The sequence below is a fragment of the Streptomyces sp. NPDC056628 genome (assembly GCF_042792555.1).
In the GTDB taxonomy this organism is placed as follows: Bacteria; Actinomycetota; Actinomycetes; order Streptomycetales; family Streptomycetaceae; genus Streptomyces.
Map to the genome: position 1 here is coordinate 25,254 of NZ_JBHTWG010000049.1, position 12,011 is coordinate 37,264.

The following is a 12,011-nucleotide window of genomic DNA, read 5'->3' on the forward strand; positions in this document are numbered from 1 at the left end:
GCTGATCCAAACGAGAGACCCTAGGGCGCCCGGCCGGTGACGGACGTGGGACCCGGTCCCGGACCGACCGGGACCGGGCCCCACCTGCGGTGCGGGGCGTCAGGCCGGTTCGGGGTGCGGGCTCGGCTGCCGGGCCGGGACCGCCTCCGTCCCGGCGTCCCAGAGCCTGGTCGTGCGGATGTAGACGTAGACGACCGAGACCATCGCCAGGACCAGCAGCGGTCCCCAGACACGCGGGTGCAGGGCCATCTCCACCGGCAGGAACCGGTAGCTCAGCAGGAGCCCGGCGAAGACGGCCGTGCCGTAGGAGACGAGCGCGACCGCCGGTCTGTCCCAGCCTCGTTCCTGTGCGCGCAGCGCCGCCTCGATCGTCAGCGCGAACACCACGCCGGCGAGCAGGTCCACGCCGTAGTGGTAGCCGAAGCCCAGGGTCGCGGTGAGGGTGGCGACCAGCCAGAACGTGCCGGCGTAGCGCAGCAGGCGCGGGGCCCTGCGGGTGTGGACGAAGATCGCGACGCTCCACGCCGTGTGCAGGCTCGGCATGCAGTTGCGGGGGGTGATGCCGTCGTACGGGATCGGGTGCGGGGTGCTGAAGGGCGGCGGGGTGTGGGGCCACAGGTTGACCAGTGCCCACTCCGCGCCGCCGGTTCCGGACGCGCCGGGGCCGTAGGCGAAGACGGGACCGACCACCGGGAAGATCATGTAGAAGGCCGGGCCGAGCAGGCCGATGACCAGGAAGGTGCGCACCAGGTGGTGGCGCGGGAAGCGGCGTTCGGCGGCCACGTTGCGCAGCTGGTACAGGGCGACGACGACGGCGGCCACGGCGAGCTGGGCGTAGACGAGCTGGACGATGTTGTCGCCGATCGGGCCGGTGGCGTCGAGCATCCGCCCGGCCAGCCACGACGGGTCGCCGAGGGCGCGGTCGGCGGTGGCCAGATAGGGATCGAGCACCATCGTGCGGGTCTTGGCGGTGATGATCAGCCAGGTGTCACCGGTCTTGCGGCCCGCGATGAGCAGGAAGGCCAGTCCGACGCCCTTGAGCAGGAGAGTGCGTTCGGCGCCGGCGCGGCGGGTGACGGCGATGACCGCGAACGCCAGGATCACCCAGAGCGCTCCGCTGCCGAGGAAGTACTCGCTGGGGGCCTCGACGCCGAACGCCTGGCGCACCAGGGCGAAGACGACGTCGATGCCGATCGCGACGCCCGCCGCGAGGAGGCGCTCCCGCCAGGTGAGGACCACCATCAGCAGGGCCAGACCGGCGTAGAGCGGTCCCGGTTTGGGGGCGTACACGAGGTCCTTGACCTGACTGGTCATCGGTCCCTCGACGCCGATGCGACGCGCGGCGATCTCCAGCGCGAGCAGGAAGCCCAGGACCGCCAGCCCGGCCGCGGTCCAGAACATCGCCCGTGGCCGGCGCCACAGGGCGGGACGTTCGGCTGTGTCCGTCCCGCTCGGGGAGATCGGCGGCGATATGGACCTCACCTTTGTGCCCGGAGTGTCATGGGCAACCAAGCCACCTTTCGCGTCGACCGGCGTGCCCCTCCTGGGTGGGACCGTCGTCGGTGCGCACATGGTATCCGGGCGCCGGACGGGGTTTTCCGCTGGTCACCGGCAGCGCACCGGGCATCGGCCGCGCCTCGTGACGGCGCCGCCGCCCAGGCCCCGAGGGGCACGGACGGCGGCGCGCGGTGACCTGGGCCTGCGGGTCACGGCCTCACAGGTCAGGGGGGCACGGGGTCAGGGGGTCAGGGTCCAGCGGGCGATGTAGCCGACGTCGATGGACGCCCGGTCCTGCACACGCAGCGACCAGGTGCCGTTGAGCGGCTGCGCCGAGGCGTCGACGGTGAAGGTCTGGTCGACGTTGTCGGCGGAGCCGCCGCTGCGGTTGAGCAGCGGGTAGACGGTGCCGTCGGGGCCGACGAGGTCGACGACCAGGTCACCGCGGTAGGTGTGGACGATGTTGACGTAGACCGAGGTGGTCGCGGAGGCGTTGCCCTCGCGGCCGGTGATGGTCACCGGGGACTGGACGGCCGCCCCGTTGTCCGGGATGTCCACACGGGTGCTGTTCGCGTAGACGTAGGCGATCTGCCAGGTGAAGGTGTCCGAGGCGGTCGCGCCCGTGCTGTCGGTGACCGTGACGGTGACGTCACTGGTGCCGAGCGCGGCCGGGGTGCCGCTGATCAGTCCGGTCGGGCTGATACTCAGGCCCTCGGGCAGGCCCTCGGCCGTGTAGGCGAGGCTCGCCCCGGAGTTGGTGGTGTAGGCGTCCAGCTGGAGGCTGACCTCCTGGTTGACGCCGCTGATCTGGTCGGCGACCGGGGCGAGGTTCACGCCGAGCGCGATGCGGTTGCCGACGTTGATGCCGGCCCAGGCGTCGGCGACGGCGAGGTAGGTGGGACTGTAGGCGCCGAACAGGTCCGCGGCGGCGGACAGGGTGGCGGTGCGGGCTCCGGCGTAGTTGGTCGTCGAGGTCATGTACGTCGTGAGCGCTCGGTACCAGATGGCCGCGGCGTTCTGGATGCCGATGCCGGTGACGGGCTGCCCGTCGTAGGTCGGGCTGTCGTAGGAGACGCCGTTGACGGTCTTCGGGCCGCTGCCCTCGGACAGCAGGTAGAAGAAGTGGTTGGCGGGGCCGGAGGAGTAGTGGACGTCGATGCCGCCGAGCGTGGAGCTCCAGTTGTCCTTCGAGGCGCCGTCCTTGGAGGGCTTGTCCATGTAGCGCAGCGGGGTGCCGTCACCGTTGATGTCGATCTTCTCGCCGACGAAGTAGTCCCCGGGGTCGGCGGGGAGGTTCTCGTGGAACTCGACGGCCGCGGCGAAGATGTCGGAGGTGGCCTCGTTGAGACCGCCGGACTCGCCGGAGTACACCAGGCCGGCGGTGGCGGCCGTGACGCCGTGGCTCATCTCGTGGGCGGCCACGTCGAGCGCGGTCAGCGGGTGGTTGTTGCCCGAGCCGTCGCCGTACGTCATGCAGAAGCAGGAGTCCTGCCAGAAGGCGTTGACGTAGTTGTTGCCGTAGTGGGCGCGGCTGTAGGCGGCGACGCCGTCGTTGCGGATGCCGTTGCGGCCGTAGGTCTCCTTGTAGTAGTCCCAGGTCGCCGCGGCTCCGAAGGCCACGTCCACACCCGCGGTCTGGCGGTCGGAGGGCTGTCCGTTGCCCCAGACATCGTTGTCGTCCATGAAGAGGGTGCCGGTGCCCGAGGTGCCCTGGTTGAGGTCGTAGGTCTTCTGGTCGGCGCGGTCCGGGTCGATGAGCTGGTACGTCGATCCGGACCGGGTGGTGCCGATCTCGACCTCGCCGACGAACTGGCCGGTGCCGGAGCCGGTGTGCACCTTCTCGGCGGCCAGGAGCTGCTTGCCGGTGGCGGCGTCGGTGACGACCTGGAGCTCGCTGGGGGTGCCGTCCTCCTGGACGCCCTCGACGACGGTGTCCCAGGCGAGCACGGGCTTGCCGCTGCCGGCCCAGACGACGAGGCGGGGTGCCCGCTCGGTCGCGGGGCTCTTGACGTCGGCCTTCTTGGAGGCGCCGAGGGCCTTGGCCGCCGCACCGGAGGACGTGATCTTCGGGGTGAGCGAGGGCAGCGCGAGCGCGGCCTCGCCGGCCCTGGTGACGGTCGTACGACCGCTCCTGTCGTGGACGACGAGGTCGCCGCCGAGGACGGGGAGTCCGGCGTAGGTGCGTTCGTAGCGGGTGTGCGTGGTGCCGTCGGCGTCTTTGACGACGTCCTTGACGAGGAGCTTCTCCTTGCCGCCGAGGCCGATCCGCTGTGCCGTGCCGGCCGCCGCGGCCTGGGCGCTCTTGATGAGGGCCGTGCGGCGGGCGGGGGTCAGGGTGGCCGGGGCGGCGCCCGCCCGGGGTGTGGCGGTGATCTTCGCGGGACCCGGGTCGGCCGGTGCTGCGGCGGCCAGGCCGGGGGCGGCCAGGGCCAGCAGGGCCCCGACCGCGGTGAGGGCTATGCCGGTTGCGCGTCTGCGCCGGACGAGGGCGCGGTGTCGCAGGGACAAGGTGACTCCTTCGGACGACGGTCGGCCCGTGTGGGGACCGTGGACGAGAGGGACCGGCGGGGTGGGCCGGTCCTTAGCGCTGCACGGCATGCGGGTGGAAGGAGGTGGGGGGTGGGAACGCCCGCCGCGTGGTGATCACGTGGACGAACGGTGAACTCGAGCAGAAGGGTGACACCGGACCCTTGCCTTTGTCATGAGACCGCCAAGGTGACGGCTTGAATTGACCATGCAAGTCGGGCAAATAGGCGTGGTGAGAGCGGGATTTCGGCCTCGGGGGCGGCGCGCCGCGGCGGGCGCGGCTTGGGCCTTTCGTTTGGATCATCCCGCCGTCGCGGGGCCCCTGGCACGCGCATCTGCGGCGTTGTCGTCACTCGCCGACTCCCTCCTCCGCCTTGCAGCCGCACGCACCAGCCCCCGCTCGGGCACGTCACCATGTCCCGTCGGCCACAGCCAGGCTGATCCAAACGAAAGACCCTAGGTGCCGGTGACTCCGTCGATCCGTTCGCGGATCATGTCGGCGTGGCCGTTGTGACGGGCGTACTCCTCGATCAGGTGCACCAGGATCCAGCGCAGGGAGACGCTCGCGTCACCGACGTGCCCGGCATCCTGCCCGGACAGGCGACCGGAGTCCTCGAGCGACGCGTCGGCGGTCAGCTCACGGCCCCGGGCGATCTGTGCCCGCCAGGCGGCCGTCGCCTCCTCCGGCCCGCGGTCCGGGTCGAGCGCGAAGCCGTCGACGTTGCCGTCCCCGAAGACGGGCGGGACGTCCAGGGACGCGAAGACCCGCTGGAACCAATTGCGTTCCACTTCGGCCATGTGCTGCACGAGGCCGAGCAGCGTCATCGAGGAGGGGGGCACGGCCGCCTGCCGCAGCCGGGCGTCGTCGAGGCCCGCGCACTTCAGGGCGAGGGTGGCGCGGTGGAAGTCCAGCCACGCCTCTAGCATGGCGCGCTCGTCGGCGTGCGGGGGCGGAACGGGCCGTCCGTCCGGTGTCGTGGTCGTCGTCATCGCCCCACCGTGGCAGCAACACAGCCCCGGCGCAGGCGACTTCGCCCGCGACGAACACACAGCAGGGGCCGGCGCGACGGCTGTACCCGTCGTCGATCGGGGTTGCCCGCGCCGGGGCACGGAAAGACTCTTGCCGCTCGTGACACCCGTCCCACGGGAAGGACAGGAACCGATGAGCCCTCTTCTCCCCCGCGTCCCCGACCGTACCCGGCGTCTCAGGCGTCCCGGGCGTCTCCGGGCGGGCCGCCTCGCCGCGGCCCTCGCGTTCGCCCTGACGACGTCGGTCGTGGCCGCCCCCGCCCCCTCCGCCGCCGGGGCGCAGCGACCGTCGGCCGCGAAAGGCTGGTTCACCTCATGGGCCGGCTCTCAACAGGGGCTCGCCTCGGAGCAGTTGAGCGACCAGTCGGTGCGCATGATCAGCCATCTCAGCCAGGGCGGCGACGCGCTGCGGGTCCGTCTGCAGAACACCTTCGGCCGGACGCCGCTGACGGTGACGGCGGCGACCGTCGCCCACAGCGACGGTGAGGGCGCGGCGGCGGACGGCGCCCCGGTCCCGGTCACCTTCGCCGGCCGCCGCACGGTCGTCGTACCGGCCGGCGGCGAGGTGTGGAGCGATCCGGCCCGGCTCGGCACGGCCGCCCAGGACGACATCGCGGTGTCCGTCTCCGTGTCCGGCACCGTGGCCGCCGGCATCCACAACAGCGCCTTCCGCACCAACTACCTGACCCCGCCCGGCTCCGGCGACCACACCGCCGACGCCTCGGGCGCCGCGTACACGCGGACGACCGGCGCCACCTACCTGGTCAGCGCCGTCGACGTGCACAACCCGCGGCTGCGCGGCACGCTCGTCGCCTACGGCAGTTCGGTGGTCGACGGCACCGGGTCGACCGACTGCGGACCGGGCTGCCAACGTCCCGGCGAGAACCTCCGGTGGACGGACGGGGTCGCCCGGCGCATCACCGAAGAACTGCCCGCGGACCGGCGGTTCACTGTCGCCAACGCCGGCATCGGCGGCACCACCAGCGCCGCCACCTGCCCCCGGACGGATCCGTCGCTGCGCGGCCTGGACGCGGCGGCCCGTCTGGAACGCGACGTCCTCGCCCTGCACGGGGTCACCGGCGTCCTCTACTACTACGGCACCAACGACCTCGCGGCCGGGTGCGAGGCCGACCAGATCCTGGACAGCTACCGGGACGTCTTCCGGCGGCTGCGGGCCGCGGGCATCAAGGTGTACGTCACGCCCATCACCCCGCGCCCCGGCTACACGGACCAGAACAACCGGGACCGGCACACCGTCGGCACGTTCGTCTCGACGTGGAACACCTGCGCCGGCACCTGTGACGGCGTGCTGCCCTTCGACCAGGTGCTCAGAGACCCGGTGAAGCCGAACGGCATCAACCCGCCGTACGACACCGGGGACGGCGTGCACGCCAACATCGCCGGTCAGAAGGCCCTCGCCGACATCGTGTCGCTCCCCATGCTGGCGGCGTCGGCGTCCCGCTGAACCAGCCCGCCCGGGCGGTCGCCCCGGTGTCGCGGTTGCGACATGTCCCACCTGTGCCAGCGAAAACGAGTGACACGGTGATCACCACCGCCGGATTCTGTCCAGCGCGCGCACATCCCCACGCGCTGGACGGAAGGCACAGCACACATGAGACGGATCCGCCTGGTGGCGGCGACAGCGACAGGACTCGTCCTGGTCTCCGGCGCGGTGGCGCCGGCCGCCGCCCCCTCCGACACGGCGTCCCCCACCCGACAACCGGCCCACAAGGCACCGTCGCACCGCCTCGGCACCGTTCGCCTCGTCACCGGCGACCGGGTGACCGTGAGCGCCGACGGCGAAGGCCGGCGCACCGCCTCGGTGACGCCCGGACCAGGACGGCGGCAGGTCGTCTTCCGGACGTACGAGGAGAACGGGCGTCTGACCGTCCTGCCGTCCGACGCCGGTACCCTCGTCGCGGCCGGGCGGCTGGACCGGAACCTGTTCGACGTGGGCGCGCTCCTCGCGCAGGGCTACGACGAGAAGCACGCCGACGCGCTGCCCCTCATCGTCTCCGGCGCCGACGGTGCGGCGGCCTCCGCCGTGAAGCGTCTGACGGGCCTCGCCGAGGACGGCTCCGAGGTCCGCCGCCTGGACAGCATCGGCGCCCGGGCCGTACGGGTCGCGGACGACGACCTCGGCAGGTTCTGGAAGCAACTGGCGCCCGACGCCGACAAGTTGAACGCCGCACGGACGGCGGCCACCCCCCGCGTGTGGCTGGACGGCCGGGTGCGGACCACCCTCGACCGCAGTGTGCCGCAGATCGGGGCGCCCGAGGTGTGGAAGGCCGGTCAGCAGGGCCAGTCGGTCAAGGTGGCGGTGCTGGACACCGGCGTGGACCAGACCCATCCGGACCTGGCCGGACGGATCTCCGAGGCCCGGGACTTCTCCGACAGCTCCGGGACCGGGGACGTCTTCGGCCACGGTACGCACGTCGCCTCGATCGTCGGCGGCAGCGGCGCGGCGGCGGCCGGGGGCAAGGGCGGCAAGGGGGTGGCACCGCTGGCCGACCTGATCGTCGGCAAGGTGCTCGGCGACGAAGGCTTCGGGACCGAGTCCCAGGTGATCGCCGGCATGGAGTGGGCGGCGGGCAGCGGAGCCAAGGTCGTCAACATGAGCCTCGGTTCGGACGTCCCGACCGACGGCACGGACCCGATGAGTCTGGCGCTGAACGAACTCACCGAGCGCACCGGCGCCTTGTTCGTCATCGCGGCCGGCAACGCGGGCGAGCAGGGCAGGAGCACCATCGGCTCCCCCGGTGCCGCGGACGCGGCGCTCACGGTCGGCGCGGTCGACCGTGACGGCGCCCTCGCGCCCTTCTCCAGCCGTGGTCCCCGGGCCGGTGACGACGCCGTCAAGCCCGACCTGACGGCGCCCGGTGTGGGCATCGTGGCGGCGCGCGCCGCCGGGACGACCATGGGCGAGGCGGTCGACGCCCGGCACGTGGCGGCCTCCGGCACGTCGATGGCGACCCCGCATGTGGCGGGCGCCGCGGCACTGCTCGCCCAGCGGCACCCGGACTGGAGCGCGGCCCAGTTGAAGGACGCGCTCGTCAGCACGGCCCGTACGGCGGCCGGTCAGGAGGTCACCGAGCAGGGCGGCGGACTCGTCGACGTGGCCGCCGCCGCGCTCGGCCCGGTCACCGCGACCGGCAGCATCACGCTGGGCCCGCTGCAGACGGGCGGCGGCGGGCCGCGTACGGCGCGGCTGCGGTACACGAACACCTCGGGCGCCGCGCTCACCCTGGCGCTCACGGCCCGGCTGGCCACGGCCGGGGGACGCACCCCCGGCGAGGGAGCGGTGCGGCTCGGCTCCCCCACGGTCACGGTGCCCGCCGGCGCCACCGCCGAGGTGCCGCTGACGGTCGACCCGGCCCGGGTGCAGCAGGGCGACTACTACGGCTATGTGACCGCGGCGTCCGAGGACGGCGAGGTCACCGTGCACACCACGGTCGGCCTGACCGTGCAGGGCCCCACGCACCGGCTCACCGTCCGCACCGTGGACCTGTCCGGGCACCGCGTGGAGGCGCTGCCGACCATCTGGGGCCCGGACGGCTTCGTCGGCTACACCGGCACCGACCCGGCCGTCGCGGAGGTCGAGGAGGGCACCTACCAGCTCGACTACTCCACCCTCGAGACCGTCGCCGGCGGGCAGGAACTGCGGCACGTGGTCCTGCCCGAGGTCAAGGTCACCAAGGACATGACCGCCACGCTCGACGTGCGCAGGACCACCCTGGTCGACATCCGCACGCCCCGGCCGGCCGAGCAGCGCGGCATCCTCAGCTACCAGACGTACCGGAAGATCGACGGGCGCGGTCTGATCGAGGGCACGATGTACTTCGACGTCGGCAAGCGCCTGTACGTGAGTCCCACACAGGCCGTCACCGACGGCACGTTCGAGTTCGCCTCGCGCTGGCAGTTCGTCGCGCCGCTGCTGCGGATGAAGGTGTCCGGCGGCAAGGGCGACGACGCGGCGCCGGACGCGTACTACATGCCGTCCTCGCCGCTCTTCGACCAGAAGGGCGCCCAGGTGACCGCAGTCGACGCGGGGGACGCCGCCGCGCCCGCCCTCTCCCGGGTCCGCGGCAAGCTGGCGGTCCTGACCAACGAACAGAACGTCGACGAGCAGGCCCTGACCGAGCGGGCGGCCGCGGCCGGGGCGCGCGGCGTCGTGCTCGTCCACTTCGACGACATCGCGTGGACCCGGTGGCACCCGGACGGCGACCGCTGGGGCGTGCCGACCGTCCGGATCGGCGCGACGGCGGGAGCGGCCCTGCTGAGGCGGATCGGCCGGGGGACCACCGTGGTCCGCTTCACGGGGACCGCCCGCAGCCCGTACCTGTACGACATCATGCAGGTGTCGTCGCAGCGCATCCCGGAGAAGGTCGTGCACACGGTCTCGGAGCGCAACAGCGCCGTCGTGCGGAGCAGGTACGCCGACAACGGCGGCATTCCCTGGGCGAGCGAGCAGCGCTTCGCCCGCCGCCCGTACCAGGACATCGCCTGGCTGCAGTACACCCGCTATGTGCCGACCGGGTTCGACCGGACCGAGTACGTGAGCTCCGGTGACACCGAGTGGCAGCACCTGGTGCACCATGAGACGACCCGCGACGTGGACATGCCGCTGACGTCCGGCATGGCGGACGCCCCGCGCACGTACCGGGCGGGCGAGCACACGAGCGACACCTGGCAGGGGTCCGTGGTGCGGCCGTCCGTCCCGCGGGGCGGCACGACTCCGTCCGTGCGCAAGGGTGACGTACTGAGCGTGCGGATACCGGAGTTCACCGACTCGCAGGCCGGTCACCGGTCACGGCTGGTCGCGGGCGGCGGCGGCATCGGCACGAGAGCGGCCCAGGGTGACGCGGCGGAGGCCGTGCTCTACCGCGACGGGCGCGAAGTGGGCCGGGCCGACGGCGGTTTCGCGGACTTCGAGGTCCCCTCGGGCACGGCCGGGTACCGGCTGGACCTGACCACATCGCGCACCTCACCGGAGTGGGTCTACGGGACGGGCACCGAGACGTCCTGGTCGTTCCGCTCGGGCACGGCGAAGGACGCGACCACGCTGCCGCTGCTCCAGCTCGACTACGACGTGTCGGTCGACGCGGACAACGCCGTCCGCCCGGGCCGTACCCACACCGTCGGCGTGTCGGTCCGCGCCCAGGACGGACTCGCCGCACCGCGGGGCGTGCGCGTCCAGGTCGAGGTCTCCTACGACGACGGCCGGACCTGGAGCCGAGCCGGGGTGAAGGACCGGGGGCGCAACGCCTTCTCGGCCACCGTCACCAAGCCGGCCCGGACACACGGAGACGCCTTCGTGACACTGAAAGTGACGGCGCGTGACGCGGCCGGGACCTCGGTCCGGCAGACCGTCGAGCGCGCCTACCTGCACCGGGGATAGGCGCTCCGCACGGGTGCGCGGGGTGGGCGGGCGGGAGGACCGCCCGCTCACCCTCACCGCCTGTAACGTTCGTGGAGTACGGTGTCCGCCGTTCGGGTTGGCCGGAAGTCGCGGGGAGGACACCATGACACTGGAGCCCGCAGGTGTGTCGGAGGCCGAGGAGGCCGTCTACCGGTTTCTGGTGACGGTCAGCCAGGCGTCGGCGGCGGACGTCGCCGCGCGCACCGGGCTGAGCCCGGCCGAGACGGACGCGGTGCTCGACGCGCTGACCGTCAAGGGCCTGGTGAGCCACACCGACCTGCTGCCCCGCCACTTCCGGGCCACTCCCCCGGACGTGGCGCTGATGCCGGGACTGAAGCGGCATGCCGACGCCCTCGACCTGGCCCGCGTCGAGGCCACCAACCTGCTGGAGGTGTACCGCGACACGATGCGCCGGCGGGACGCCAGCGAGCTGATCGAGGTCATCACCGGCGCCGAGGCCCTGCGCCAGCATCTGCGGCAGATGCAGGGCAGCGCGCAGGACGAGATGCTCTGGTTCTGCAAGGCCCAGTACGTGGCCATGCCGTCGGGCAGCAACGACTCCGAGTTCGAGGCCCTGGGGCGCGGGGTGCGCTACCGGGTGCTGTACGAGAAGGCGTTCTTCGACGACGAGGGAGCCGTTGACAACGTTGTTGCCGGCGTACGGGCCGGGGAGATCGCCCGTGCGGTGCCGCATCTGCCGCTGCGGCTGGCGGTCGCCGACCGGGCCGTCGCGATCTGTCCGCTCGTCCCCGGCGGCCCGCGCGGGAACCCGGACGAACCGACCGCGGCCCTCGTGCGGGACAGCAATCTGCTCGCGGCCCTCGTCGCCCTGTTCGAGCGGTACTGGGAGGCCGCGGTCCCGCTGGACGTCGACGACTCGGGGTCGGTCGCCGGGACGGACGGTGTCGGCGGCCCGGACCCGCTGTCCGCGACGGACCGGCGTCTGCTCGCCCTGCTGGTGGCCGGGGTCGCCGACAAGGCAGTGGCCACGCAGCTGGGCCTGAGCCGGCGCACGGTCCAGCGGCACATCCAGCGCATGATGGAACTCGCCGGCGCGGCGACCCGGATGCAGCTCGCGTGGCAGGCCGCACGGCGGGGCTGGCTGTAGCCGAGCCGTCGCGGCCGCCCCGCGCACGCGCGGTCACCCGGCGAGCGTGGGCGGAACCCTCTGGCCGAGCCACTGTTCGGCGCCCCAGGCCCGGAACACCTCCACCTCGGTGAAGCCGAGTTTCGCCGCGAGGCGCAGGGAGCGGGCGTTGGCGGTCTGCGTGGCGAGCACCACCGGCTCACCGGGCAGATAAGCGTCGATCCAGCCGAGCGCCGCCGCGCACGCCTCGGCGGCGTACCCGCGTCCCCACCCGCGGCAGGAACAGTTGACTTGCACCTCGGGTTGAAGCCCGAGGATTCTGGCCTTCCTGACCGGTTGCTGTGCCGCTATGCGGCACGGTTTCCGGTGGGGATTCCGTGGCTTCCTGTTTCTTCGCGCTGTGCCGGGATTGCTCCTGGTCCTACCGGCGCTCCGCAGGCTGATACCGCCAGT

At 72.6% G+C, this 12,011-nt stretch carries 7 protein-coding genes; 3 read left to right on the plus strand and 4 right to left on the minus strand.

All coding sequences use genetic code 11. The features are described from left to right. Window positions 1–99: 99 nt before the first annotated feature. The 3 genes from ACFRAC_RS33805 to ACFRAC_RS33815 form a co-directional block, all read right to left on the minus strand. Window positions 100–1,401, minus strand: coding sequence for a phosphatase PAP2 family protein (locus ACFRAC_RS33805; protein WP_382938018.1), 1,302 nt, complete (start codon window positions 1,399–1,401; stop codon window positions 100–102). Between the two features lie 336 nt (window positions 1,402–1,737). Beyond that, window positions 1,738–4,005, minus strand: coding sequence for a M4 family metallopeptidase (locus ACFRAC_RS33810; protein ID WP_382938000.1), 2,268 nt, complete (start codon window positions 4,003–4,005; stop codon window positions 1,738–1,740). 474 nt (window positions 4,006–4,479) lie between these two features. Next, window positions 4,480–5,013: a DinB family protein gene (locus tag ACFRAC_RS33815; protein WP_382938002.1), complete on the minus strand. Its 534-nt coding sequence runs from the start codon at window positions 5,011–5,013 to the stop codon at window positions 4,480–4,482. Between the two features lie 172 nt (window positions 5,014–5,185). On the opposite strand from ACFRAC_RS33815, the gene ACFRAC_RS33820 reads away from it, so the two are divergent. The 3 genes from ACFRAC_RS33820 to ACFRAC_RS33830 all read left to right on the plus strand — a co-directional run bounded on the left by ACFRAC_RS33820 (window position 5,186) and on the right by ACFRAC_RS33830 (window position 11,579). Then, window positions 5,186–6,517, plus strand: coding sequence for an SGNH/GDSL hydrolase family protein (locus ACFRAC_RS33820; RefSeq protein WP_382938005.1), 1,332 nt, complete (start codon window positions 5,186–5,188; stop codon window positions 6,515–6,517). 147 nt (window positions 6,518–6,664) lie between these two features. Further along, window positions 6,665–10,450, plus strand: coding sequence for a S8 family serine peptidase (locus ACFRAC_RS33825; RefSeq protein ID WP_382938008.1), 3,786 nt, complete (start codon window positions 6,665–6,667; stop codon window positions 10,448–10,450). A gap of 124 nt (window positions 10,451–10,574) precedes the next feature. Next, window positions 10,575–11,579, plus strand: coding sequence for a helix-turn-helix domain-containing protein (locus tag ACFRAC_RS33830; RefSeq protein ID WP_361353580.1), 1,005 nt, complete (start codon window positions 10,575–10,577; stop codon window positions 11,577–11,579). 33 nt (window positions 11,580–11,612) lie between these two features. Here ACFRAC_RS33830 and ACFRAC_RS33835 read toward each other — a convergent pair whose 3' ends face one another. Further along, the gene (locus ACFRAC_RS33835) at window positions 11,613–11,855 is read right to left on the minus strand and encodes a GNAT family N-acetyltransferase (protein WP_382938014.1); all 243 of its coding nucleotides are present in this window, start codon (window positions 11,853–11,855) and stop codon (window positions 11,613–11,615) included. Window positions 11,856–12,011: the final 156 nt, after the last annotated feature.